At 47.1% G+C, this 23,888-nt stretch carries 27 protein-coding genes; 17 read left to right on the plus strand and 10 right to left on the minus strand.

Annotation, left to right across the window (positions count from 1 at the left end):
* Positions 1-13 precede the first annotated feature (13 nt).
* The 14 genes from KNP74_RS13485 to KNP74_RS13550 all read left to right on the plus strand — a co-directional run bounded on the left by KNP74_RS13485 (position 14) and on the right by KNP74_RS13550 (position 11,899).
* Positions 14-256, plus strand: a complete 243-nt coding sequence (locus KNP74_RS13485) for a hypothetical protein (protein ID WP_012390470.1) — start codon at positions 14-16, stop codon at positions 254-256.
* Between the two features lie 16 nt (positions 257-272).
* Positions 273-680, plus strand: a complete 408-nt coding sequence (locus KNP74_RS13490; RefSeq protein ID WP_214764582.1) for a hypothetical protein — start codon at positions 273-275, stop codon at positions 678-680.
* Positions 681-700: 20 nt separating this feature from the next.
* Entirely contained in the window at positions 701-2,665 is a 1,965-nt protein-coding gene (locus KNP74_RS13495; RefSeq protein ID WP_371816343.1) for a pLS20_p028 family conjugation system transmembrane protein, read from the plus strand.
* A 6-nt stretch (positions 2,666-2,671) separates the two neighbouring features.
* Complete coding sequence (locus KNP74_RS13500; RefSeq protein ID WP_214764584.1) at positions 2,672-2,971, plus strand: DUF5592 family protein; 300 nt, start codon at positions 2,672-2,674, stop codon at positions 2,969-2,971.
* A 1-nt stretch (position 2,972) separates the two neighbouring features.
* On the plus strand, positions 2,973-3,593 hold the full coding sequence (locus KNP74_RS13505; protein WP_214764585.1) for a hypothetical protein: 621 nt from the start codon (positions 2,973-2,975) through the stop codon (positions 3,591-3,593).
* Between the two features lie 17 nt (positions 3,594-3,610).
* Positions 3,611-5,563, plus strand: a complete 1,953-nt coding sequence (locus KNP74_RS13510; RefSeq protein ID WP_214764586.1) for a VirB4 family type IV secretion system protein — start codon at positions 3,611-3,613, stop codon at positions 5,561-5,563.
* Entirely contained in the window at positions 5,563-6,669 is a 1,107-nt protein-coding gene (locus KNP74_RS13515; protein WP_214764588.1) for a lysozyme family protein, read from the plus strand. Before KNP74_RS13510 ends, KNP74_RS13515 begins: the two co-directional genes overlap by 1 nt.
* A 30-nt stretch (positions 6,670-6,699) precedes the next feature.
* A complete protein-coding gene (locus KNP74_RS13520; RefSeq protein WP_214764589.1) occupies positions 6,700-7,278 on the plus strand; it encodes a hypothetical protein in 579 nt (192 codons plus the stop codon).
* Entirely contained in the window at positions 7,279-8,118 is an 840-nt protein-coding gene (locus tag KNP74_RS13525; protein WP_214764590.1) for a hypothetical protein, read from the plus strand.
* A 192-nt stretch (positions 8,119-8,310) separates the two neighbouring features.
* A complete protein-coding gene (locus KNP74_RS13530) occupies positions 8,311-8,562 on the plus strand; it encodes a hypothetical protein (protein ID WP_029596487.1) in 252 nt (83 codons plus the stop codon).
* Positions 8,555-9,709 carry a MobP2 family relaxase gene (mobP2, locus tag KNP74_RS13535; RefSeq protein ID WP_214764591.1) on the plus strand — a complete coding sequence of 385 codons (1,155 nt, stop codon included), beginning with the start codon at positions 8,555-8,557 and terminating at the stop codon, positions 9,707-9,709. The genes KNP74_RS13530 and mobP2 overlap by 8 nt, the downstream gene beginning before the upstream one ends.
* Before the next feature lie 9 nt (positions 9,710-9,718).
* The gene (locus tag KNP74_RS13540) at positions 9,719-10,168 is read left to right on the plus strand and encodes a hypothetical protein (protein ID WP_214764592.1); all 450 of its coding nucleotides are present in this window, start codon (positions 9,719-9,721) and stop codon (positions 10,166-10,168) included.
* A 5-nt stretch (positions 10,169-10,173) separates the two neighbouring features.
* Complete coding sequence (locus tag KNP74_RS13545) at positions 10,174-10,461, plus strand: hypothetical protein (protein WP_214764593.1); 288 nt, start codon at positions 10,174-10,176, stop codon at positions 10,459-10,461.
* Between the two features lie 4 nt (positions 10,462-10,465).
* Positions 10,466-11,899, plus strand: a complete 1,434-nt coding sequence (locus KNP74_RS13550; RefSeq protein WP_214764594.1) for an ImmA/IrrE family metallo-endopeptidase — start codon at positions 10,466-10,468, stop codon at positions 11,897-11,899.
* A 73-nt stretch (positions 11,900-11,972) separates the two neighbouring features.
* Here the strand turns inward: KNP74_RS13550 and mphN are convergent, their stop codons facing one another.
* The 3 genes from mphN to KNP74_RS13565 form a co-directional block, all read right to left on the minus strand.
* Positions 11,973-12,863 (minus strand): macrolide 2'-phosphotransferase MphN, encoded by an 891-nt coding sequence (gene mphN / locus KNP74_RS13555; RefSeq protein WP_058765874.1) that lies wholly within the window; start codon positions 12,861-12,863, stop codon positions 11,973-11,975.
* A gap of 536 nt (positions 12,864-13,399) precedes the next feature.
* Positions 13,400-13,624 carry a DUF3006 domain-containing protein gene (locus KNP74_RS13560; RefSeq protein ID WP_214764595.1) on the minus strand — a complete coding sequence of 75 codons (225 nt, stop codon included), beginning with the start codon at positions 13,622-13,624 and terminating at the stop codon, positions 13,400-13,402.
* Complete coding sequence (locus KNP74_RS13565) at positions 13,621-14,463, minus strand: ComEC/Rec2 family competence protein (protein WP_214764596.1); 843 nt, start codon at positions 14,461-14,463, stop codon at positions 13,621-13,623. Before KNP74_RS13565 ends, KNP74_RS13560 begins: the two co-directional genes overlap by 4 nt.
* A gap of 143 nt (positions 14,464-14,606) precedes the next feature.
* On the opposite strand from KNP74_RS13565, the gene KNP74_RS13570 reads away from it, so the two are divergent.
* The 3 genes from KNP74_RS13570 (at position 14,607) to KNP74_RS13580 (ending at position 16,399) form a co-directional block, all read left to right on the plus strand.
* The gene (locus KNP74_RS13570; protein WP_214764597.1) at positions 14,607-14,888 is read left to right on the plus strand and encodes a hypothetical protein; all 282 of its coding nucleotides are present in this window, start codon (positions 14,607-14,609) and stop codon (positions 14,886-14,888) included.
* Between the two features lie 123 nt (positions 14,889-15,011).
* On the plus strand, positions 15,012-15,392 hold the full coding sequence (locus KNP74_RS13575; RefSeq protein ID WP_214764598.1) for a hypothetical protein: 381 nt from the start codon (positions 15,012-15,014) through the stop codon (positions 15,390-15,392).
* Positions 15,393-15,448: 56 nt separating this feature from the next.
* Positions 15,449-16,399 carry a DNA/RNA non-specific endonuclease gene (locus KNP74_RS13580; protein ID WP_251130201.1) on the plus strand — a complete coding sequence of 317 codons (951 nt, stop codon included), beginning with the start codon at positions 15,449-15,451 and terminating at the stop codon, positions 16,397-16,399.
* A gap of 932 nt (positions 16,400-17,331) precedes the next feature.
* On the opposite strand, the gene KNP74_RS13585 is transcribed toward KNP74_RS13580, so the two are convergent.
* From KNP74_RS13585 to KNP74_RS13615, 7 genes are all read right to left on the minus strand, one after another.
* On the minus strand, positions 17,332-17,892 hold the full coding sequence (locus KNP74_RS13585; protein WP_214764599.1) for a hypothetical protein: 561 nt from the start codon (positions 17,890-17,892) through the stop codon (positions 17,332-17,334).
* Positions 17,885-18,445 carry a hypothetical protein gene (locus KNP74_RS13590; protein ID WP_214764600.1) on the minus strand — a complete coding sequence of 187 codons (561 nt, stop codon included), beginning with the start codon at positions 18,443-18,445 and terminating at the stop codon, positions 17,885-17,887. The genes KNP74_RS13585 and KNP74_RS13590 overlap by 8 nt, the downstream gene beginning before the upstream one ends.
* Before the next feature lie 325 nt (positions 18,446-18,770).
* Positions 18,771-19,136: a hypothetical protein gene (locus tag KNP74_RS13595; RefSeq protein WP_214764602.1), complete on the minus strand. Its 366-nt coding sequence runs from the start codon at positions 19,134-19,136 to the stop codon at positions 18,771-18,773.
* A gap of 9 nt (positions 19,137-19,145) precedes the next feature.
* Positions 19,146-20,342: an RHS repeat domain-containing protein gene (locus tag KNP74_RS13600; RefSeq protein WP_214764603.1), complete on the minus strand. Its 1,197-nt coding sequence runs from the start codon at positions 20,340-20,342 to the stop codon at positions 19,146-19,148.
* Entirely contained in the window at positions 20,339-20,698 is a 360-nt protein-coding gene (locus KNP74_RS13605; protein ID WP_214764604.1) for a hypothetical protein, read from the minus strand. Before KNP74_RS13605 ends, KNP74_RS13600 begins: the two co-directional genes overlap by 4 nt.
* A gap of 107 nt (positions 20,699-20,805) precedes the next feature.
* Complete coding sequence (locus tag KNP74_RS13610; RefSeq protein ID WP_214764605.1) at positions 20,806-21,462, minus strand: hypothetical protein; 657 nt, start codon at positions 21,460-21,462, stop codon at positions 20,806-20,808.
* A gap of 3 nt (positions 21,463-21,465) precedes the next feature.
* Positions 21,466-23,886 (minus strand): RHS repeat-associated core domain-containing protein, encoded by a 2,421-nt coding sequence (locus tag KNP74_RS13615; protein WP_214764606.1) that lies wholly within the window; start codon positions 23,884-23,886, stop codon positions 21,466-21,468.
* Between the last annotated feature and the right edge of the window lie 2 nt (positions 23,887-23,888).

The raw sequence follows: 23,888 nt of genomic DNA on the forward strand, positions 1-23,888 counted from the left end.
GGAGGCCGAACCCATGGCCGAGAGTGCGAGAGAGAAGCGAATCCAGAACGAACTGCGTGTCGTCGCGAGGATCATCGAGACGCAGCGCGTCCGCCTCGAACGGGGCGACGTGCTCAATATCCAGACGACCGATGGCTTTCTGACCGTCTATCAGGACGACACCTCAGACACCCCGAAAACTGTTACACTAATAGATAAGTTCGACTTCCGCGTCAATTTAAAAGTCGCGGATCTACTGAAGGGGAAAATCGTCTGACGGAGGGGTAAACGTTATGAGGAAAATCTTGATTGGTGTCCTACTCGGGAGTTCGTTACTTTTAGCATCGTGTGGTGCCGAAAGTTCGAATTATCTTTCTACAACTTCTGTTGAAGAAATTGCAGATATTAAAACTGAGCAAGAAAGTGCATACGTTCTTGTAGACAGCGATAGTCAAGGTAATGAAGGGGTTTACGTTGATACTGTGCGAGAAGTCGCCACGGAAAAAAAGAAAGATGTTCTCTTATTCAATCCATTTCAGCCTAATGGAGAAGATATTGAAGAGCGTTCTACCCAAGAACATCCTGAACTTAAAGGTGGCAGATTGTACGAGATGACTGATGGTAAAATCAGTCGTGAATTAAATGTATCTGCCCTTACAGAAGACGAATTAAAAGATCAAGTCACTAACTTCATTAAATAGCCTTTGAATGGAGGGATTCTATGGGTGATAACGAAGTCGTAAATAAGCTACAAGAGTTCACTGATATCCTTAGTCTCAGTACACTGGTACTGGATGCCCTCCGCTCAATGGGTTGGATTTTAATACGTGGCTTAGCAGTATTGATTGATGGACTTGAAAAAGTGACTGACAGCATACTACTAACGAAAACATTTTTTAATAACTCTCAAGTGGTTGAATTCGTTTCTACGATTCAACCTTTTTTGTACGTTCTTTTAGCTGCTAGCTTCTTATTCACGGGTTATCTCATCATTTTTCAAAAGAAATTTGATCGAGAAAAATTTTTAATCAATCTGTTTATCACGTTGCTCATTCTCGGACTATTATCTCCAACGATGACGCAAGTAAGTGAATTCAGTGATACCGCGATTGATTTCACAGCTCAAAGCTCTGACGAAAACTCTTCCAATGAATCGATATCAAATCAGATTTTACGAGAAAACATTCATGATTTGATTGAATATGACCGAAACGATTTTTCTGGTTTGGAAGGTACGGCTTTAAACTCCTTACCTCAAAGTCATTTACGCAATATTGATATCAACGAGGTATTCGATAGTAATGAATTTCGCTTGGGAAGTACTGGCGAACAAATCTCTCAGTCCAAACTAACCTGGAATGGTGAAACGATGGGAAGCTCGAAACTCGACCAAAGTGGCGTCGAGTGGAACAACCAATATTACTACCGCTATCAGCCGAACTGGTTGACCATCTTCGTGACACTCGGGATTATGGGCTTCACGTTGTTCTCGATCGCCTACAAACTGGCGCGTCTCTCTTTCGAGCTCGCCTTCAACTATGTTTTAGCGATCCTCGTCGCGCCGGCCGACCTGCATAGTGGCCAAAAGACGAAGAAGGTCATCCAAAGCATATTGAACACGTTCCTCGTGATTATTCTGATCTTCGTCTCCATCAAGCTGTACACGATTGGGACCGCCTATCTCGCGGAGACGTTGGACGGATTCGCCTATCTGATTGCCCTCATCGCCTTCTCGGTCGCATTGATTGACGGGCCGAACATGGTCGAGCGCCTGTTCGGCATCGATGCCGGGCTCAAACGGGGCTGGGGTGTCGCCCTCGGCGCATATGCCGCAGGGAAAGGCGTGACCTCGGCCGGTGCCCACGCGATCTCGAAAGTCGCGCGTGCCACACAAGGCGCACCGAAGATGCCATCGCTCCATGAGGCCGCGACGGCTCGGATGGATTCGAATGCCCTGCCGCAAAGGGATATACCGCTTGATGCGGCGAGCCAAGCTTCACAGCGGATGGACGCCGAGAGACAAAACGCTCCAGACAGTATCGCTCAAGCGAATCAAACCGCCAATCGCACGCAGATCGACCAAGAGAAACCGACAAATCCGAAGGACGTTGCGCAACCAAACAACGGTCAAGAAGCAGAACCTGAAGCGCAAGGCTCTCCACATGGGAACGAAGCGTCAGGTCGCACGTCTCCCGAATCGATTCATGCGACGAACCCTGAATCAAATACCGAACGTGGACCCGACCATCAAACAAGGTCATCGGAGACGAAAAGAGCGGAGTCGATTCACGACCATTCAAGTTCTGGTCATTCTCGAATCCCAGCTTCGTCGACCATCGAACCGGTTACCGGATCCACCGATGCCACATCCGGACCAGGCCATCCTCACAGTGAATCGGTAGTCAGAAACGACGCGACGTCACCGACACCTCATGAGGTATCACATTCAAGCGACTCATCCCCGTCTTCGTCCTCTACGACGGGTTCGAATGATGCGGCAACAGAGAAACGCCAAGGACGCGCCCGACGGACCATCCATCAAGACACCGTGCTCGACGTCGAGACCGAGGTCATCGAACAGGTGCGTGAGAATCAGACACACCGTCATAGCCAGAATCATGAAGAAACGCGACGGATCTATCCGACCTCGCCAGCGAAACCTGACAATATGAAGAAAAAGGAGTGATGACCCATGCGCAAATACAGAATCCCGAACGAGGTCACGACCGAACTGAAGATCAACAAGATGCTCTATCTGCATGACTTCCTTTTCCTCGTCGGGCTCATCGTGCTCCGGCTTGTGACGCTCCCGTTCATCCCGTCCCTGCTCCACATCCCGTTCACGGTCTTCCTTGTCGTCTTTGGGCTGTTCATGGTGCTCCGTCCGGCGACGAACCCGCAGAAACGGATGGTCCATGCGATTTACTACGCGCTCATCAAACGGAAAGACACCTATCTCGCGCTCGACGCGCACACGAAAGGACGTGATTGAGATGGCTTTCATTGAAGATACGCTACAGGGGGCCAGACGCACGGGCACCTGGCTCGACGAACAGGACGTGGTCGAGAAACGGAAGGTCAAAGACAAGATCATCGTCAAACCGACGGTCGCCGAACTGATGCCGGTCGTCGACATCGCCGGGACCGAGTCGTTCGAGATGCGCGACGGGACCTATCTCGACATGGTCCAGCTCACCTCGAAAGACATCTATTCATTGAACGAGGAGGAAAAGGACCATGACGTATTCTCCCTCGCCTATCTATTCCAGGCGTACACGCACCCACTCAAGGTCGTTCCTCTGAACACACCGCTCAGTCTCGAGCGGCAGAAAACCAGCATCGAACGACAGATTCGACAAAATCAGACACCAGCCTACCTGCCCTTCTTACTAAAGAAGAAGCAGGAGCTCGAATACCTCGAGGAGCATCGCACCAATCGCGATTATCTCCTCTTTTTTTATGCCGACGACGAACGGACGCTACGCGAGCGGAAGACGCACCTCTATAAACTGCTTCGCCGCTCGAACCCGATGCGCGAGCTGACACTCGACCAGAAAATCCATGTGCTTTATCAACTTAACAACCCGAACACGAAACCGCAACTCGACACCTGAAGAAAGGAGTGACGCATATGTGGCAACGCCTACGTGACAAGTTATCCAAACAACAGGACCCGGAGACCGTCAAGATCGAGAAAGGCTATAACACCGACGTCATCGCCAAAATCCAGCCGCAGGGCGGCATTAAGTTCGATGCCAACTTCGTCCGGCTCGGTGACGGTTACCTGTCCTGTCTTCATGTCTATAAATATCAGTCGCTCGTCTATGACTACTGGCTCGAACCCATCTTAAACATGCCGGGTGTTTTGACGACGCTCGACATCGGGACGGCCGACAAGCGTGAGATCATCCAGACCATCAACAAGTCGATGGCCGAACAGAACACACGCTTCGAGAACGCGAAGGACAACATCGACCGCATTGACGCCCGGGAGACGTATAAGGAACTGAACGAGCTCTACGAACAGATCACCCAGGGCGAGACGATGAAATATCTGCATCTGCGCCTCTATGTGAAGGCGAAGACGCTCGACGCGCTCGAGGTGAAGGTGCAGGAAGTGATGGAAGAACTTGAGGCCCGGAACTTCCGCTCGACGATCTTCCTGAACGAACAGGAATGGGAGTGGCAGAGCCTGTTCACGAGCTATGACCAGCAACAAAAGCTGCCGAACCGGCGCCGTGGGAAAGAAATCCCTTCCCTCTCCATCGCCGGCGGCTATCCGTTCCATTTCACGTCGCTCCAGGACGCGACCGGCACGTATTACGGGACGACCGACACGAACGGCAGCGTCATCTTCGACCTGTTCCACAAGGACAAACAGCGCAAGTTCTATAACGCACTCATGATCGGCAAGATGGGGTCCGGCAAATCGACGCTCCTCAAGAAGACGGTGCTCGACCAGGCGATCAAGGGGAACAAGATCCGCATCCTCGACGTCACGGGCGAATTCTCGGACCTCGTGCGCCAGCTCGGTGGAAAAGAGATTGCGCTCGACGGGTCGGCCGGGCTCATCAACCCGCTCCATGTCTATAAGACGGTGACGAACAATGACGGCAGCGCCAACGAGGCACTCTCGTTCATGCAGCATCTCTCGAAGATGGCCGTGTTCTATCACTACATCAACCCGGCGGCGACGCAGGTAGAGACGAACGAGTTCGAGATCCTGCTCCGAGACCTGTACGTCCGGCACGGCCTCTGGGACGAACAGGGCGAACTGCCAATCACGACGCATCCGGCGAATCGGTACCCGACGTTCTCCGACTTTTTAAAACTCGTACGTCGTGATCTCTACACGGACGACACGCGCACCTCGATCAAGGAAGCAATCAGCCCGAATCGGGTCCGGCGTCTCGAGAACATCGAGCTCGCCGTCACGAACCTCGTTCATAACTACGGCAATATCTTCGACGGGCACTCCTCGATCGACCGGTTCGACGAGGAACTCATCGTGTCGTTTCCGCTCCGAAACCTGACGAGCCTGCGCGATGAGGTGTTCCAAGCGCAGGTTTTCTCCTTGATGAACATGCTTTGGGACGGGATGATCGCTAACGGGTCGGGTCAACTGAAGGCCTATAACCAGGGTGTGCTCCGGACCGAGGAGGCGTGCAAGTATCTCATCGTCATCGACGAGGCACACCACTTGATCAACACGCGCGACATCGCCCAACCGGCCATCCTGTATCTGCAACGTTGCATGCGCGAGGCGCGCAAGTATTTCGGTGGCATCTTCTTCGTGTCGCACCTGATCACCGACTTCGTGCCGGCCGGATCGAAGTCCGAGAACGCCGAGAACGTCAAGTCGCTCTTCCAGCTCACGCAATACAAAATCATCGGCGAACAGGACGCGGAAAGCATCCCGATCATCCAGACGGTGTTCGACGGCCAGCTCTCGAACTCCGAGATGCGGATCATCCCTTCCCTAGAGACGGGTCGCGTCGTCCTCAGTATCTCCGGCGTACAGAACCTTATCTTTGACGTCGACGTCGCGCCCGAAGAGCTCGCTCTGTTCGGTGGAGGTGCCTGATGTGGGCGGCCGCGAAACGGACGGCCCGCTTCGCAGTCACGGCGAAGTGGCAGCTCGCGACGCTCAAGTGGCGACTCATTCTACTCGGAATCGCAGCACTCGTCTTGTTCCTGGTCATCCTCATCGTCGGGATCCTCGATACGCTCACGGGTGTCCAGAATGAACAACCGACTGACGTCCCGTTCGACACGGCCGGCGGTCTCCAGGTTAGTGACCAGGTGCTCCAATATCGTGGTCTCGTCGAATCGGAACTGACGAAGCACGGACTGGCCGAGCAGACGAACCTCGTGCTGGCGCTCATGATGCAGGAGAGCGGTGGGCGCGGGAACGACCCGATGCAGGCGAGCGAATCGAAGTGTGGACGGATCGGGTGCATCGCCTCCCCCGAGGAGAGCATCGTCTACGGCGTCGAGCATTTCGCTTCCGTCTTCGAACGGGCGAACCGTGACGTGCAGCTTACGTTACAGAGCTACAACTTCGGCGGCGGCTTTATCGATTATGTCCAGGAGAACGGCGGACGTTATTCGAAAGAACTCGCCATCTCGTTCTCCCAGATGATGTACCAGCGTGTGAAACATACCGGCATCTACCGCTGTCATCGCCCGAGCGCGGTCCAGCACGGCGCCTGTTATGGGGATATCGAATACGTCGACGCGGTGTTGAAATATCTTGCGCCGGTCGCCGTCGCCGATGGGGTTATCACGAAAGAATTGTTGTCGGGGTTACGTTCCCCACTCGCCATCCCGCTCAACGTGACATCGCATTTCGGGTGGCGCGTCGTCTTCGGACAACGGGACAACCACACCGGCATCGACTTCAGTTGCACGCCATCCGACACGATCCACGCGGTCAAAAGTGGCACCGTCATCTATAGTGGGAACCGCGGACCGTACGGAAATCTCGTTCAGGTCCGGCATGACAACTACATCACAGCGTACGCGCACCTGAGTCGCCTCGGCGTCCAGAGCGGGCAACAGATCGAGGCCGGGCAAGCGCTCGGATACTGCGGAACGACCGGCCGCTCGAGCGGAAACCATCTGCATTTCGAGATCAAGACGAGCGAATGGTCCGGTCATATTGACCCCGCCCCGGTCTTCGGATTTTGAGTCATAGATGTATGGAAAGGAGGAAGAAGAATGAACCTCACCGCACGTCACCTCGCGTATCTGTTCGGGGTACTGCTTCTTATTTCACTCGCAGCGAACATCTTTTTTTATCAACGCGTGGCACCAGCGGCAAATACCTCGAACACGAGTGAGACACAAAACGAGAGCACCGTTCCCTCTAAGTCAGTGACTTCCGAAGATACACCGTCGGACACTGAACCAGTCGTCGCTTCGACGGAGACCGAACGAATGGAGGAACTGACGACACGCGCGACGCGTTTCATCGAGTACGCCTTCACCATCACGAAGAACAGTTACACGACCCAGAAGCGACAAGCGAAAGACGTCATGTCGGAAGAACTCGCGGCCAATCTCTTCGCCGCTGACGGCAGTGACGTCGGTACGTTCGAGACGACCGTCCGCGACATCGAGGTGTTCCCTTCTGTCTCCGGAGAAGATTGTCTCGTGCGGTTCAAACAAGACCTGTTGATCACCGAGACGCGTTACGAGGAGACGACGCAAGAACTGTTGGCCTTGACGTTCGAGTCCATCAACGGGCGTTTAGTTGTCACCGAGATGGAAGACCTGACACCCGAAGGAGGGATCTAGATGCGACGACAAACGCGACGCCGTCTCACCCAGAACGTCTCCCGTTTCTATCTCGGACTCTGGGTATTCTTTGTCATCGGTTTCCTCTTCTTCGGCACCTCGTCGTTCTTCTTTGCTGAAGAGGCACCGGTCAATGAAACGCCGATCAACGAGACAATCCGGCTCTCGAGCGGGGAGATTGTGACGCTCCACGCGTCTAGTTACGATACCGAGATGAAAACAATACGTATCCGACTCTCGCTCGATGACGCACCAGGTAACACGAACGACCATCTCTTCCGCTATGTATATAAGGCACGTCCGGATTCTGAAAAGGAAGTTGATTTGCTTTATGAACGGAACGACCAATACGTGCTCGAATTGGAAAACGTTCCGAACGATTTTGACCAGCTCGCCGTCCGCATCTACGGATTGGACGAGTCACAATCAAGCGACGCACTCACACCTGAGGAACGGGAAAACAGTCTTTTGACATCACTCTATGCCGACCATCGGACCATCGAACAGGCGAGCCACGGTTCATCTGACGAGACAACTTTCACGAGACTATTCATTGAGGACGAGCTCACAGAGACCGAGCAGCAGTTGGAGACAGCGCAACAAGCGGTCGAAGTGCAGCGGCAACAGATCAAGCGACTCGACCGAGACAAAGAGGAACTTGAAAGCGAACTCCCCTACCTCTCGCTCGACGAACAGGTCGAACAAGAGAACGAAATCTTCGACCTCGGCCGGAAGCGTGACGAGCTCGTACTCGAACTCGAGAGGCTCGAACAGTCAGTCAAAGCGCTCGAAGAAAAGCACGACAAGTTGCGCGTCCGGCTCCGGGAACTGTCGATTTAAGTGGCACATTTCGTGCCAAATCGCTGGTTTTACTGGCACATTTCGTGCCGTTTTCGGACTTTTAGTGATATCACGGAAACCCCAGGCTCTGCCTGGGCTATCACGACAAGTGATAGCAGTTTCCCCTTATGCTCTTTGAACGAACTTTTCGGACGTTGGCAACATGTACCCTCTAGAAAGGTGGTCAGGCAGATGGACCTGTTACTCCGCGACATCGATCCCGTCATCGTGAAGCAAATCGATGAATGGGCGAAGGAACACAACCGCTCCCGGCAACAATATTTAAAAGAACTGCTCGCCTCCTGGTGCGCGAACGGCATCCAATCGACGCAGGTCGAGCGCCTCGAACGACAGCTCGAGGCGAACACGCTCCACCTGAAACGGAGCGCGGACGAACTCGCCGAAGTGACGCGTTTGTTGAATGAGGTGATGCAGGATGCGTGAGACGCCGGGCGTCGTCATCAAGTCGAAGTTCAAGGTACCGGGCACGAAAAAGAAGTCGCATCGTTATACGACGTACCTCGACTACATCAATCGTCCGGACGCGAAAGACAGCCGCGAACAGTTCGAGACGTACCATGATTACATGGAAGACGCGATGAAATCGAGCGGTCTGTTCACACGTGAGGACGACCGGTTGGACGACCAAAAGCGTCGCGCCGTCCGCGACATCTTCAAGAACGCGCAAGAGAACGGGAGCATCCTTTGGCAGGACGTCATCTCGTTCGATAACGCCTGGCTACGCGAGACCGGCGTGCTCCACGAAGACCTCGTCGACGAGAAACGGTTGATCCAGGCGACACGAAACGCGGTCGATTCGATGCTACAAAAAGAGAAGATGGTCCATGCCTACTGGACCGGTGCCGTGCATTACAACACCGACAATATCCACGTGCATGTCGCCATCGTCGAGACGAGCCACATGCGCGAACGCGGCAAACGAAAACCGAAGTCGATCGAGCTGATGAAGTCGAAGGTCATCCATTCCCTCGCCGACCGGACGAAAGAACGGGAGAAACTGAATGCCTTCATCCGCGACGAACTGGTCGCCCATAAACGGAAACGGAAGATTCCAACGCTACCGAACCGTGTCCTGCATCCCGACCTTGTCCGCCAATTCAAAGACATCTATGAGCAGTTGCCGAAAGACAAAAGGCAATGGCGTTACAACATGAACGGGATAGAACCGCTCCGAAAATCACTCGACCGTCTGACCGACCGCTATATCGACATTCACTTCAAATCAGAGTTTCAAGCCTTCAACGAACGGCTCGAGCAGGAGGTGTCGTTCCATCGTCGCAGCTACGGCGACACGGAAAAGGCCGAGCGGTACCGGAGGACGAAACGACAGGACCTCTACACCCGGATGGGGAATGCCATCCTCTCCGAGATGCGCGACTTGTCAAAAGAACAAACGATAGTTGAGAAAAATGGAGCCTCAAAACATCCGGTCAGACGCGCATTCAACCAACAAAAAATCTTCAACGAATCACTCTACCGGATCGAACGGCATATGAACGACGAGTTTGAGCACCTGAAGAATCAACGTGCTTTCGAACAGCTGGAACGGGACATCGAATATGGAAAGTGAGGGAGGACGATGGAAGAGTTGAGACAGATCCGTCTCCGGTTGAAGCCGGAGACGGTCGCATATTTGGAAGAGTTCGCCGACGACAAACGCTTTGGCCACCTCGGTCAGGTCATCGACCATATCGCAGACGAGCATAAACAACTGGCCGACGAGAAATGGGACATGCAGTTCCTCACTAGCTCGATCAGCACGCAGGTCTCCCGTCATATCGAGGAATTGGTGCACGATCAGATATCGACGGAACTCGAGCGGATCCGGCTCGCCGCGAACCGTTCCGACCGCCACGGACAGATCCTGACAGAGCTCCTGCAGGCGCTCATGCAGACTGAGGGCATCGAGGATATCATGACGACGGACCAATTCAAGCCGACATTCCTCGAGACGGCGGAACGTGTCGTCCAAGAACGCATCGAACATCAAAAACAGAAGAAGGACACACTAACTTTTGAGAGAGGATGACTCCTATGCGACCACTTGAACGTCCCTTCACGATGGGACAATTGTTGGCGCTTCAACCAGACACCGTCACGGTCCTCATCTATGAAAAACGGTACGCAATTCCGGTGTCCGTTTCCGAACGCCAACTTTTAACCGCCATCGCGCAAGACGAGATTGTTTTGCTTCCCGTCAATTTTGAGCGGACACGGCTGTTACTCGACATCTCGGAAACGTCGCCACAATTTGAACGTGAACTGAACGAATTCACGGATACTACAGAATCTGTCACCGACTTGTTTAAGGAAGGAGTCTGACACGATGGCCAAGATGAAGACAAACGAAGAACGAAAGGCCGAACTCGAGGCCCTGACCGAACAGATGGGGAAACAGATTGACAGCTACTTCGAGAGCCCAGAGAAGATTCGAGAACATCTACAGTTCCTCGGCAAGTTCCATCAATACTCGATACGGAACGCTGTTTTGATCGAGTCCCAGTTCCCCGGCGCGATCGCGGTCGGCTCTTATCCGTTCTGGGAGAAACAAGGCGCACAGGTCCAAAAAGGTGAGCGTGGCATCAAGGTGTTCGTCCCGAACCCGGTGACGTACGCCCTGCACAAAGATGAATGGGTGCCGCTCAGTAAGGCACCGCAGCCAATCAAAGACGGCGTAAAACAAAGACGCATCCCTTCACGTAAGATGATGTACTTCAAAATCGGTCACGTGTTCGAGTACACGCAGACCGACGCACGCGAGAAGGGGATTGAGGTTTCGGACATCTTCAAACGGTATCACCGGGACGGCGGGATCGAGAACGAACAAGACATCCGTGACGCCTTGACGACGCTCGCGGATGACCGGAATGTGACGCTATTGGAGGAACCGCTCGACGAAATCGGAACGGCAAAGGGTTGTTACTATCCGGAGCTACATGCAATCGCCTTGAACCCGCGGAACACATCGATCGAGGACATCACCGTCCTGATTCACGAGCTCGCCCACGCGGAGCTGCACAATCAGGAGCGGAACTTCGAACGAGACCACCCGCTCACGGCACCCGAGAAGGAATTCCAGGCCGAGATGGTCGCCTATGTCGTCTCGCATCAACTCGGGTTTCCGACAGACGACTTCTCGCTCTCGTATCTGGCAGGTTGGACGAAAGACAAGGAGCTCCTCGACAAGGAACAACTGTTGCAGGAAGTCCATCAAACGTCCGCAGGCTGCCTCGACTACATCGAGTCACACTTAGAAAAAGTACACACCTTGGAGCAAGAGAAAGAACAGACGCCACTCGAATATCTTGAGCAACTGAACCGGCGCATGGGATGGAAAGACGCCGACCTCAGTCTCTATGAACAAGTACATGCCGTAAAAAGTGTTTTCCCAGAGGAGGTGGAGCCTTATCTGAACGCAAAAGCGGCCCTCGAGACGAACCTGAAGATGGATCGCGTCGATGAGCCGCTCATGTATATTCATGGCATGGGTCTCGGGTTTCAACCGTTCGGTATCTCCAATAATCATGACTTCAGTGAAGATCAGGTTGTCGCTTATACAATCGCCTTACCGAATCAGCCATTGATCAGCGGTCACTTTGATCCCGAAAGAACCGTGCATCCATTGCACGATTTAGAAAAGAACAATAAGGTTGAAAAGCCACTTCTGAAATCGCTTGAAAACTATTGGCATGGCGTGTTGATAGAGGAAGAACAAAAGTTCCTTTCAAGAATTTCATTGTTGAACATCGAAAGACTCTGATGACATTCTTGGGGTATGATGATTTAAAAAATCATACCCCTTTCACCTTCAGAGCGCTACTATGGCTTTTACCTCATACATTTTGTGCAAGCATGTAAGCAGCTGTTTCACGCATATCTTGTAGGTCAGATATCTCTGCGAATTCTGCTACAGTTATTGCGCTGGTTGTTAACAACTCAATTATATGCTCGTCCATTCTTGACCATGTTCTTCCGCCTGCATTGTCGTAAGCATCGAGTACCTTTGTCAAACCATCTTTACCAAACAGTAATAGATGTGATAGAAAATCCACAGATGTGTCCGCAATACTAATCTCTGTCCAATCTATCAAACCAGAGATCTCAAAATTCTTATTTATTAGTATGTGGCCAGGGTGTAAATCCCCGTGGCTTACACCTACATGCGATGGCCATAGCGAATCATTCGCCAACCATTCTTGCCAACGCTCCCATAGCTCTGAATTCACATGATACTTCTGTCTCACCTTCTCCATCCGTATCTTCATCGAACTGTTTAAATCTTTAGCATGAAGAGTTTTGATACCGATTTCTTTGAAGTGTCCATGTGGTAATGTGTGTAGTTCTGCCAACACTTTACCTAATGACTGATAGTAAGATTGTGGTGTGTTCTCTTTGTCAAAACTCCAGACGTAATCTTGTTGCTCTACATCAATTGTTGCAACTGGAACACCATCTAATTGCTTATACGCAATTAGTTCATCATCAAAAATTGACCAATTTGGAACTTGAAAACTCACATGTTCTTCCATAATTTCTAGTGCTCTCTTTTCTTTCAAGGCGCTCCTCATCGAATCTAATCTTCGAGGAATTCTTAGTATCCACTTTCTACCAAGCGTATCTTTTGCATAAGCAACCTGAAAATCAACACCTGATTCATTTACCACAATGCTATCCTCTAACACATCTAATCCTTTATTTTTTGCAAGCCGTTTAAGTTCGTTCATGAGTTGTACCTCCAATTTTTATGTTGTGCGATAAACAAGTGAAATGTATGCATTTTTAATACTTTTTTTATTTCACTCTTTTCTAATTAGATTTAACTAAATGAAGTCATAAAAAAATCACAGACAAAATGGTGTCTGTGATCAAGAGTAAATGAGTTACAACTAAGAAGCGTCCATTATCAAAAATAGAAGGACACGACGAAAAAAGTTGTAAATCTGCTATGTGTGTAAGTGTGTTGTTTCTTCGTCAAAGATTGATAAAAATGTGCAGACTACTCCCATTTACTCTGTTTTATGAAAACAGAGCCTTTGAACATATTTAATTAGCCATTGTTCAAAGTGTGGTGGCGTAATCTCCCGGCGTGCATCATTCTTAACAATCCTCCTAGTGAATATTATGCTGTTGACTTTATATCAGTTTTTATTCAATGTCAATCGAGCTTTATATTTAGAAAAAAATTATTTGCCGATTTGACTTTATTAAATACTGATTTGTAATTTTTAAAAATATAATCGTGAATAATTGATACTCGTTTTTAATCTTCCCAAAGTTCATTCATCAATTCATCGATTTCTTTTGATAATCGTTGCTTTTCCCCAACGTCTACTTCGACTCGCCCATCCTCATAAAACCAAAGCACATCCCCCGACTGAGTCGATTCAGGGAGTCGTGACTTTGGAATGTCCTCCATCATTTCCCCGAATTCGACGACAGCCAAGTCCCCTTCAAATCGATCGATGATCCCTCTGCGTCGCTTCATTTTGATTTCTTCACGGCATAGCTCGAGCCGTTCCCCGTGATGATGATCGTGCCGTTCTTATCTGTGCGAAGCGTGTTCACTTTTTGACGTTTCAAGTTCGTCACTACTTCTGACGTCGGGTGCCCATAACTGTTCTTCCCGACGCTGATGATGGCATGCTTCGGTTTGACCGTGTTCAGGAACGTGCTACTTGTCGATGTCTTGGCGCCATGATGGCCCACCTTCAAGACATCAGCCCGGAGCGTCTGCTTCTTCGCCATCATATCTTTCTCGGACACATGCTCCGCGTCCCCTGTGAACAAGAACGTGTTTTTCTTGTACGTGACATGAAGGACCGCACTCCAGTTGTTCAAGTCACTGTTTGAGTAAGATTTGACCGGACCGACGAACTTCGCACTGACACCTTTGATTGGTAGTTTCACCCCTGCCTGTGCCGTTTTGATGGTCTTGCCTTCTCGTTTCACGGCTTGAAGGAAGTCTTTGTAGGCCTGGGTCGTGTGTTTTACTTTTGGTGCGTAGACGTTCTCGACACGGTAGGCATCCAAGATTTCGTCCAATCCTCCGATATGATCTGCATCCGGATGCGTCGAGATCAATACCTCGATGTCATCCACTTTTTGCTTTTTGAGGTAGGCGACGATGGCATCGCCCTTTCCTTTGTTCCCCCCGTCGATGATGACGTCTTCACCGCTCGGCATCTTGATATAGATGGCGTCTCCTTGCCCGACATCGATGTAATGGACTTTGATGCTCGCAGCGGCTGACGCTTCCCCGTATGGCGATACCAATAACGCCCCACTGAATAGAACGGCGCTCCCGATTTTGATCAATTTATTCATCTTCTATCACTCCACTTTAAAATTATTGTAAAATTATCCAACACACCTTTATTATAATCCGCTATTTGTTAAATTGCTTCTAATTCTTGAGGTTGACCTCATACATAAATAGTCAGGGTGTGATGATAGGAGGAGTGAGAGAAATGGATTTACGAAACCCCATCGCAATAAACAAGACATATAAACCGGTCCTGATTTTTAAAGATGGAATGGAATTAAAAGAGTGTGTCTCCATTCAGGAAGCCGCACACTATCTGAAGGGATACACGTTATGCACGGCCATGCCGTATCGTCATATTATGAACGGCATCATCTTTGATGAGACCTGGATTCATGAGGGGAGCAGCTATCGATTCACCACTGATCCCGATGTGAAAAAGGCAAAGTTGGCAGAGATGAAAGTTCGGAACAAAGTCCGTTTTTAAGGAAGGACAGAATATGAAATCGGACAAGTCTCATGTGCGGCACCTTACATACGCTGTACACGATTTCGTCACTGTTTGTTACAACCCTACGCGGTACACTTGAACTAAAAAGGGGTTCTCCTCATGCGACTTCAAGAATGGACTCAGCAATATCACAATACAGAGATACTTCGGTTTGATCACCTTTGCGAATACCTGGATGCGACACCATTTGAAATCAAACACCACCTTGATGGAAGCAGTCCCGAAATCACTGGTGTACTGAAGTCAGAAGAGGGTGTTGGCGACGACGCGTTCATCACGAAGCTGGAACATCATTTGTTCAGTCGATTCAACAAACGAAGAAAAAAAGTAAAAGTCACGATTGAAGTCGAGTTGCCATTGCCGGAAGAAGCCTACAACTTTTGTCAGCGTGAACGGTTTAGTATGATTGAACGCGTGACCCAACACATGGACGAACAAAACGTGAAGGATTGGCGCATCGTAAACATGCGGAGGATATAATTGAACATAGATCGTATTGACTCATCTACATATATACATGCTATAAGGAGACCAAAATGAAATTTACCTACTCAGCCTTCCCTTTGGCCATCCTCCTGATGGCCGGTTGTACCAGTGAAGTCACCCCTTCTACAAGTGAGAAAGTGGAGGAGCCTGCTGATCAGACAGAAGAAGTCGTCAAGACGACTGAAACGAGCACAGACGATTCAAATACGGAGACGACTTCCGAAGAGCCTGCAGAAGCCGAGGAAACGGTCACAAGTTCGGATAACAATCTGTTTTCCGGTTATAAACTGATTGAAGTTAATGGTGGGGATTTGTCCGGGTACCGCGAGGTGAACGTCGTCGTCGATATCGGATATGGAGATCGCGAGTATTGGGCATTCACGAACGAACATGGACAGCTTGTGAGGGTGGTGGCTGAAGAAATCATCCTGCAAGATGACGACACAGAAGATGTGACCTCGGATGGCCGCTACTACCATGATGAAGCGAAGGTGCCGGGCGTCGAACACAGCGAGCTTGACGAGGGTCATGTCATCGCCGACTCGCTCGGGGGCGTCTCGAACGCCTACAACATCACACCACAGGACAGCACGCTCAACCGCTACGGGGACCAGGCCTATATGGAGGACGTCATCCGGAAGGCCGGTGGCGCGACCGACTTCGAGGCAATCATCACGTATCCGGATACGAGCACACACATCCCTTCACACTATGAGTACACCTACACTGTCAGAGGAAATGTCATCACCGATTCATTTGACAATGTGAACCCGGACGAAGTAAACGAAGCGCTTGGCCTCACAGAAAGTGAGCCAGAACCCCCATCCACGACAGAGCCTACCGAACCTACTGGCGATGTCTCGAGCGTAGATACGAATGGCAACGGTCAGGTGACGATTCAAGAGGCGAAAGACGCTGGTTTCACGATGCCGATCATGAGCGACCATTGGCTTTATCCTTATATGCGCGATAATGACAACGACGGAATGGTAGGGGAATGATTTCAAACTTAAAATTAAAACAATGATGATTGTATAAAAAGACATCCTCTGTCTTTAAGAGAATGTCTTTTTATGTTCATTGATAAGTAACAACTGTTGTAGGAGGTCCTTCAAACGTCAACGGCTTTTATAGACCATATTGAATCGCATTTCGAGAAGGTACATACCTTAGAGCAAGAGAGGGAACAGACTCACTTGAATATCTTGAGGAGCTAGATCGATGCACGGGATGGAAAGACACCCTCACACTCTATAAGCGAGTGCCCGTCGTTCAAAGTGTATTTTCTGAGGAGGTGGAGCCCTATCTGAACGCAAAAGCAGTCCTCGAGACGAACCTGATGGTGGATCACGTCGATTAACCGCTCATGTATATTCACGATAAAGGATTCGGGTTCAAGTCAATCGCTGTCGCCAACAATCATGATCTTACTGAAGAGGAACTTGTCTCTTATATAATCGCCTTACCGAATCAGCCCATGGTCAGCGCTCACTTCGAACCTGAAAGAACCGTGTATCCTCTAGATGATTTAAAGAAGAATCATCAACTCCTTAAAAATCTTGAATAGCGTTGGTATAAGTATACTTGGCTGCAACGTTCCCAGCAGTATCTGTGATGGCCCCGACGCGTGCACCCTGCTAACGAGATAAGGTATTCGTGTTCCAAGTGCAGACGTACGCTGTGCATAAAGGCAAATAGGTAACGCTCAGCAAGACACAGAAACCGATAAAAGATGGTGTGAAACAAGTACGCATTCCGTTACGTTAGATGATGTACTTCAAGATTAGTCGCGCGTTCGAGCATACGATGTCTTATGACTTTACATGGGATTCGAGCAAATGTAACTCTTATAGTTGGTTATTTAACGAAGTAGTCTTGGAAGTGGAATTTATCCGATGTTCATATCACATTTTTCAAAATTTCTCTCATTACTCTACTGTTCTTTCTTCATTGTTTTTTCGAATAGATAATTTTTATAAGACCATTTTAGCAGACGAATATGAATTGTTACTTGCTCATTAGGACTATTTTTTTCTTCTCCTCTCAAATATATATCTACTATTCGCTCAATTACTGTAGGATTTATCTGAACAGATTTTTCAAATGTAATCAGCGCTTTTTGTAGCACTATTGCTACTAGCATAATATTAGTGTGTGGATTAATCATTTTTTTTAACAACAATTTTTCATTTTCACTTTTGACGTTTTTTTTTACGGTGGACAATTTTAACTGCCCTAATCCGATGCTCAGATCTTTCTTCACAATAAAGATAGGTAGAACATAATAAACTAACCTTTCTAAATTGCGAGTGAGTAAATCTCCTCGACTTAAACGTTCTAGTGTTACAATACCAAATAATAGTTCAATGTCTACTTGACAAGTTGTTGCAGCTTCTTCAAAGGCCAACAATGTCTTTTTACTATACGTCCTACAAATCTCCAAATATTTTGATTTAAAAAAGATAAGCTCCTCATTTTTATTTTTCTTATTCATAATATGATTCCGTGTCGTGCTGTTGCTTTCTGATAGTATTGTCTAGTAAATCCTCCAATCGTTTAGATCCTCCTTCAAAAAAAATGTAAAGGAGCGCCGAAAATATTAAACTTCCTCGCCATTCTATAAATGAATCTATTGTCATCCTCAAAATAATCTCACCACATCTTGTTGCAAGATAAGCTAATACGCCTGACGAAAGAACAAATAATGAATACGAGGTATATAGAAACAACTTACCTTTTTTGTTTATGTGAATAGTATATTCTCCATATCCACCCATCTCATTTAAATCAAATTGGTAAGGGTTAAGCAAGGCTGGCCATACTATTAAAAAACTGCCTAATGAGATGGTTAAAACAGTGAGTGTATCATCCTTAAACACATATAAGGTGAGAATACTGTAAGCAAAGATTAAGATAGTACGAATAATACGCATTCTTAGAGTAATGCCACGTCCAAAAACTCGACGAGATAGTTCATAATATTTTCTAGGGAACAAATAACGTTGAAGTCTAAATATTAGAACAAATCCTATCGCAATAAAAAACATTAGTATTAAGTCTATTAGTGAATACATTTATTTTCCATTCCTTTCAATGTTAATTCTCGTATTTAAAGTTAGATTTCAATCTGCTAGATCAATTCAACAAAACAAGTATTCGTAATTATGATTGAAAATATATACGGTGTGCTTTCTTAATCTTTAAAAAAATTGATAGAAGAATTTTTTTATAATTACGTCGACGTAACATTAATTAATATTAATATCCTGACTAAAAAAACCTTAGCCAGATGAATTATCGGGCTAAGGTTTTCAGCAATGTTTAAGGATCTATGATTCTAATTTGTTTAAAAGACAATCAACTAATTGTATATCAATGGTATTCCTTTCCAATTACTATCTTTGTGAAATGAATTTCAGCGCTTGCTGGAGGGAACAACAGGTTACATACAAATACCTCTGTTTCTTCGAGTACATAACTTGTAATACTAACATCATGCATAAAATAAGGGAGCTGTAATCTAGTTAATTCTTTTACAGGCGCTATCCGATCGTCTAATGGAGCAGATATGTCTACTTTTATACACCCTAAAAATTTAATCAGATGGTGATAATCCTCATTTTCTTCCTCGATTTTAACTGAAACTTCATCTCCATAATACCGACAATCAAACCCAAGAACTCGAGCATCCCAATAATATATTTTTTCAAATTCATCTAGAATCTCTTGTACATTCATTTTTGTTCCTCACCTTCTATAAGGTATATGTGCCTCACGACTGTTTCTATTTACAACTTTCATGTTTTTATTTAGAGGCTTACCTGTCTGATTAAACAAGTGAACATGGTGATATTTAGTTTTACTGTCTGGTGGATCGATTCTCATTCGCAATTGACCACTTGCATCTCTAACATGAACAAATCCGTTGTGGTTTGTATACTTCCATCTTTTAGGTATCTTTTCTAATATTTGACTTCGAGACATATTCGGTATATTTCTTGTGTTTAAAGACCCGAATAGATTTGTTGTTCCAACATTCCTACCCTTCATGCTCTTAGCAGGACTGAATATTTTCTTTAAGAACACGAGCGTTTTATTTTTTCCATTTCGAGGAGGAATGTTACTTCCGCCCCCGCCGCCATACGAAGTTTTTATATCGACTTGGACCAAACCGCTCGAATCAACCCGTGTCACAGGGTTATTTGTGACATAGCTATAGCCGTTTGCCATTTCAATCGACTCATCACTATCTACTAAAGGATCAATCGATAAGAATACTGTATGCTCTGGTTGGTAGTAGCGTGCCATCAAGTAATAAAGCGCTAAATCTTCATCATAATAGTATGATGCATAACGAATCGGTTGATTAGTCAACTTCGAATCGATGATATTCGTCGCAAGTGGTTTGCCCCATGTGTCATAGGTGTACTCGGCAGCAACTTTCCCATCCATATCCGTGATCGCTACAATATCCCCACGATAGTTCCGTTGATAATTGTACCATGTCCCGTTTGTTTTTAGTCCGACAAGGATATGGTCTGCGTTATAGACGTACTCTCGGATTGGCTTTCCGGCCGTATCTGTCTCGGCCATCAGTCGATTCGAATCTCCGTCGTAATGGAAGCGAATCGTGCCGCTTGGCCCTGTCTTTTGGATGCGACGTCCTTGTTCGTCGTAAACAAACTGCCATTTTTTTGTCCCGTTGACTTCTTCAATCGCCGTCAGTTTCCCTAGACCATCCCATGAATGTTTCAGACGTCCGTCATCGACCCGGTTCCCGTCTGCATCATACGTAATGGCTTGATTCTTGAACTTGGTCATTCGGTTGGAGTTATCGAACTCAGCTACAACTTGGTTGTTGATGTGTGTGCGGTTTCCGCGTTTGTCGTATGTGTAAGTGACCGTCTGACCGTCTAGTATCTTCTCTTCGACCAGTTGATTCATCGCATCGTATGAATAACTCGCAGTTTGTCATCGGCAGAGGCGGACCATGCTGATACGGCACCGGTCTCATCGAACTCGACAAGCGACTCCACGCCTTGTCCCGGCATGGTGATCTGCGTCGTCTTACCATCCTCGTTATGGCGGAAGGCCCAATGTTGACTATCGACAGTTACCCTATGGTTTCGTTTAGCGACATCATATACAAAGTCACGCTTCGTTCCTGCTAACGTGATCGAGAGTGGAAGCTCAGTTCCGACACCGTTCACATCCTCGTATCCCCATGTTTGGAGCACTCCATGGTAATCTGTCAGGTTCAATAGGCGCCCAATCCCTGTACCGGTGGCTATCATAATCACTCTTTAATATAATGTTGGAAAATTCATCTCAAGCTAATCAAACCTAAAAAGACGAACCAATTCGCAAAAAGCGATATGGTTCGTCAAAAGCTTGAATAGTTGCAAAACTATTCATTTTTACTATAAAAACAGCACACTTCTTCTTCAATGCTATAGAATTTCCAAAGGCATATACTATAATGATTTAAAGCTAAAGTAGGAATTAGATTCGGAAAGTCAATAATAGGAAGTTTATTAAATCCGTTTTCCATCAATATGCTAATTAGATTTTCTGTAGAATCTTCACTTTTTACTTCTTTATAAATAATACAATATGTTTTGGGATATTTTCTCATAATCTCAGTTACAGTAGGTAAAGAATTTAAATCAAATTCTGATAACCCAATGTAACATAACTCGTCATCAATTTGTAATGGCACTTCAATTCTCAAAGTAAAATTACTCAAATCGAATTCTTTTTCAAGCTCTTTCCAAACTTTGAAATAATTAAACATTTTTTCGCTTTTTTTTGACTCATTTGACTCAAGACCTAACAACAAAAATTTATAGTTTGCTTCACCATGATTTTTCATAAAGTGACGTAACAATAAATCATCACATTTTTTTTTAAATAAATTTATGTCTGAAAGTGTGAATAACCTTTCTCCAACAATACCGAAAGATTCTATTGGAGGGATACTATTCCTCCAGTGTGGAGCTAAATTATCTGATAACCATGTATATGATTTATATGCATCACTAGTTTCTTCAAGATAATATCTCATTACTTATCTCCTACGTTTCTTTAAATAATCATAATGGTTTCCCCATTGATCGTTATAATGCGGTCCTCTGTTTTGGCTAGGGTCGTCTTTATATTTATGCCCCCCTGAATGTTGTCTAATTATTCTCCCTCTACCAAAATCATAATGTCTGCCCGGAATTTTTTTACCACTTCTATCAAAAGCTGGTACATATTGTTTTTTTCTGCCGTTGCTTTGGGTTGAAGATCTAGGATGCTGAGACATCGGTATACCCATTTTTCTCTTAGCAGCTCTGAATGCACCTCTACGACCTGCTCCTTTTGGAGAAAGGTTCGCAGGACGTGTAGCTTTTTTACTGAAGGAGTATAAAGCTTTTCCTATTTTAAAAGCTCTCCCAAAACCAGTGGCACTATAAGCAGTGTACCCCCACTTTTTCCAGCCGGTATATCCGCGAGACTTGGCTGTTTGATAACCAGTATAGGCACCATATCCCGCCTTAACCGCTACCCAAGCCCACGTTCCATCTGGATCAACTTTCAAAACAGGATTATTGTCCGCATACGAGTACCCATTTGCCATCGACACCGTTTCGTCTGCATCCAGCTCTGGGTCGATGGATAAGAATACGGCCTGTTCCGGATGGTAGTAGCGTGCCATCAAGTAGTAGAGCGCTAAGTCCTCATCATAATAGTATGACGCATACCGAATCGGTTGGTCAGTCAGCTTCGGATCGATGACATTCGTCGCGAGCGGCTTGCCCCACGTGTCATAGGTGTACTCGGCGGCAACCTTCCCATCCATATCCGTGATCGCTACAATATCCCCACGATAGTTCCGTTGATAATTGTACCATGTCCCGTTTGTTTTTAAACCGACAAGTATATGGTCTGCGTTATAGACATACTCCCGGATTGGTGTTCCAGCCGTATCTGTCTCCGCCATCAGTCGGTTCGAGTCTCCATCGTAATGGAAGCGAATCGTACCGTTCGGTCCCGTCTTCTGGATACGACGCCCTTGTTCGTCATAAACAAATTCCCAGTTCTTTGTCCCGTTAACTTCTTCAATCGAAGTCAGTTTCCCAAGACCGTCCCATGAATATTTCAGGCGTCCATCATTGATTCGGTTCCCGTCTGCATCATACGTAATGGCTTGCCCCTTGAACTTAGTCATTCGGTTGGTGTTATCGAACTCAGCTACAATTTGATTGTTGATGTGTGTACGATTTCCGCGGCTGTCATATGTGTAATTGATTGTTTGTCCGTCAAGTGTCTTCTCTTCAATCAATTGATCCATCGCATCGTATGAATAACTCGCTGTTTGTCCATCTTTCTTTAAACTTGACAGATTTCCATATTGATCGTAACTATAACGCTCAAATGCAATCTGTTTGTCACCAGCAGAGGCAGACCATGCTGATACGGCACCAGTCTCATCGAATTCGACAAGCGACTCCCCGCCTTGTCCCGGCATGGTGATCTGCGTCGTCTTACCATCCTCATTATGGCGGAAAGCCCAATGTTGACTATCGACAGTTACCCCATGGTTTCGTTTGGCGACATCATATACAAAGTCGCGCTTCATGCCCGCTAACGTGATGGAGAGCGGAAGTTCAGTTCCGACACCGTTCACATCCTCGTATCCCCATGTTTGGAGCACTCCATGGTAATCTGTGAGGTTCAATAGACGCCCAATCCCTGCCCCGGTGGCATCATACTCGTATTTTTTCTGTTTAGATGTGTCGTTCCCCATCTGAATAGAAGTGATTTCGCCAGAAGACGTATCATACCCGTACTTAAAGCGTGTTGTAGTGGCTTCTTTGAGTTCTGTGATCTTTCCTTCATCATCGTAGACATTAACCAAACGCTTTCCAGAAGGTAGAGTCGTTTCAGTTAAGTTTCCTGTGTGCGCTTCATATGAATACTGATACTGTTGTCCATTTGGACGTGTCACTGACGAAATACGACCATTTGAGTATGCATATTTTGTTATCTTTCCTGGGTCTTTTACAATTAATTCCTTGTCTACTTCTTCTACTACTTTCCCAAACGCCTTTTGAGTGACTTCTCCTTTTTTATTGTAATCATACGCAATAATAGTGCCGTTTTCCGCTTTAGTCTCGATTAATCTCCCTAACAAATCGTACTTGTTCTGACGTGTACGATTTCCCTGTTCGACAGTCAATACGTTACCAAATGCATCAACAGAATTAGTCACTGGTAACTTACTTAGACCAGCATCTTTTAAAACATGGTTACCCTGCTTATCATACGTTACTTCGGAAACAACTCTTCCGACAGACGCACGTACTGCATCCACGATGATATTCGAGGTTGATCCATTTTGTAAGGTGACATCCACTTTTACAAGTTTTTTATTAGATTCTGACGTCAATTGAATTGTCTGACGTTGCCACGTAGAAGCATTCTCACCATCGGTATAGTTCAATG

The organism is Exiguobacterium sp. s141, from assembly GCF_018618085.1.
In the GTDB taxonomy this organism is placed as follows: domain Bacteria; phylum Bacillota; class Bacilli; order Exiguobacteriales; family Exiguobacteriaceae; genus Exiguobacterium; species Exiguobacterium mexicanum_A.

Excerpts from the sequence above, each read along its gene's own strand:
- KNP74_RS13500 (WP_214764584.1), top strand. The coding sequence starts at position 2,672 with ATGCGCAAATACAGAATCCCGAACGAGGTCACGACCGAACTGAAGATC.
- KNP74_RS13510 (WP_214764586.1), top strand. The coding sequence starts at position 3,611 with ATGTGGCAACGCCTACGTGACAAGTTATCCAAACAACAGGACCCGGAG.
- KNP74_RS13545 (WP_214764593.1), top strand. The coding sequence starts at position 10,174 with ATGCGACCACTTGAACGTCCCTTCACGATGGGACAATTGTTGGCGCTT.
- KNP74_RS13520 (WP_214764589.1), top strand. The coding sequence starts at position 6,700 with ATGAACCTCACCGCACGTCACCTCGCGTATCTGTTCGGGGTACTGCTT.
- KNP74_RS13515 (WP_214764588.1), top strand. The coding sequence starts at position 5,563 with ATGTGGGCGGCCGCGAAACGGACGGCCCGCTTCGCAGTCACGGCGAAG.
- KNP74_RS13540 (WP_214764592.1), top strand. The coding sequence starts at position 9,719 with ATGGAAGAGTTGAGACAGATCCGTCTCCGGTTGAAGCCGGAGACGGTC.
- KNP74_RS13595 (WP_214764602.1), bottom strand. The coding sequence starts at position 19,136 with ATGAATGTACAAGAGATTCTAGATGAATTTGAAAAAATATATTATTGG.
- KNP74_RS13495 (WP_371816343.1), top strand. The coding sequence starts at position 701 with ATGGGTGATAACGAAGTCGTAAATAAGCTACAAGAGTTCACTGATATC.
- KNP74_RS13560 (WP_214764595.1), bottom strand. The coding sequence starts at position 13,624 with ATGAAGCGACGCAGAGGGATCATCGATCGATTTGAAGGGGACTTGGCT.
- KNP74_RS13550 (WP_214764594.1), top strand. The coding sequence starts at position 10,466 with ATGGCCAAGATGAAGACAAACGAAGAACGAAAGGCCGAACTCGAGGCC.
- KNP74_RS13530 (WP_029596487.1), top strand. The coding sequence starts at position 8,311 with ATGGACCTGTTACTCCGCGACATCGATCCCGTCATCGTGAAGCAAATC.
- KNP74_RS13565 (WP_214764596.1), bottom strand. The coding sequence starts at position 14,463 with ATGAATAAATTGATCAAAATCGGGAGCGCCGTTCTATTCAGTGGGGCG.
- KNP74_RS13585 (WP_214764599.1), bottom strand. The coding sequence starts at position 17,892 with ATGAATAAGAAAAATAAAAATGAGGAGCTTATCTTTTTTAAATCAAAA.
- KNP74_RS13505 (WP_214764585.1), top strand. The coding sequence starts at position 2,973 with ATGGCTTTCATTGAAGATACGCTACAGGGGGCCAGACGCACGGGCACC.
- KNP74_RS13490 (WP_214764582.1), top strand. The coding sequence starts at position 273 with ATGAGGAAAATCTTGATTGGTGTCCTACTCGGGAGTTCGTTACTTTTA.
- KNP74_RS13485 (WP_012390470.1), top strand. The coding sequence starts at position 14 with ATGGCCGAGAGTGCGAGAGAGAAGCGAATCCAGAACGAACTGCGTGTC.
- KNP74_RS13610 (WP_214764605.1), bottom strand. The coding sequence starts at position 21,462 with ATGAGATATTATCTTGAAGAAACTAGTGATGCATATAAATCATATACA.
- KNP74_RS13575 (WP_214764598.1), top strand. The coding sequence starts at position 15,012 with ATGCGACTTCAAGAATGGACTCAGCAATATCACAATACAGAGATACTT.
- mobP2 (WP_214764591.1), top strand. The coding sequence starts at position 8,555 with ATGCGTGAGACGCCGGGCGTCGTCATCAAGTCGAAGTTCAAGGTACCG.
- KNP74_RS13570 (WP_214764597.1), top strand. The coding sequence starts at position 14,607 with ATGGATTTACGAAACCCCATCGCAATAAACAAGACATATAAACCGGTC.
- KNP74_RS13590 (WP_214764600.1), bottom strand. The coding sequence starts at position 18,445 with ATGTTTTTTATTGCGATAGGATTTGTTCTAATATTTAGACTTCAACGT.
- KNP74_RS13525 (WP_214764590.1), top strand. The coding sequence starts at position 7,279 with ATGCGACGACAAACGCGACGCCGTCTCACCCAGAACGTCTCCCGTTTC.
- KNP74_RS13600 (WP_214764603.1), bottom strand. The coding sequence starts at position 20,342 with ATGAATCAACTGGTCGAAGAGAAGATACTAGACGGTCAGACGGTCACT.
- KNP74_RS13580 (WP_251130201.1), top strand. The coding sequence starts at position 15,449 with ATGAAATTTACCTACTCAGCCTTCCCTTTGGCCATCCTCCTGATGGCC.
- mphN (WP_058765874.1), bottom strand. The coding sequence starts at position 12,863 with ATGAACGAACTTAAACGGCTTGCAAAAAATAAAGGATTAGATGTGTTA.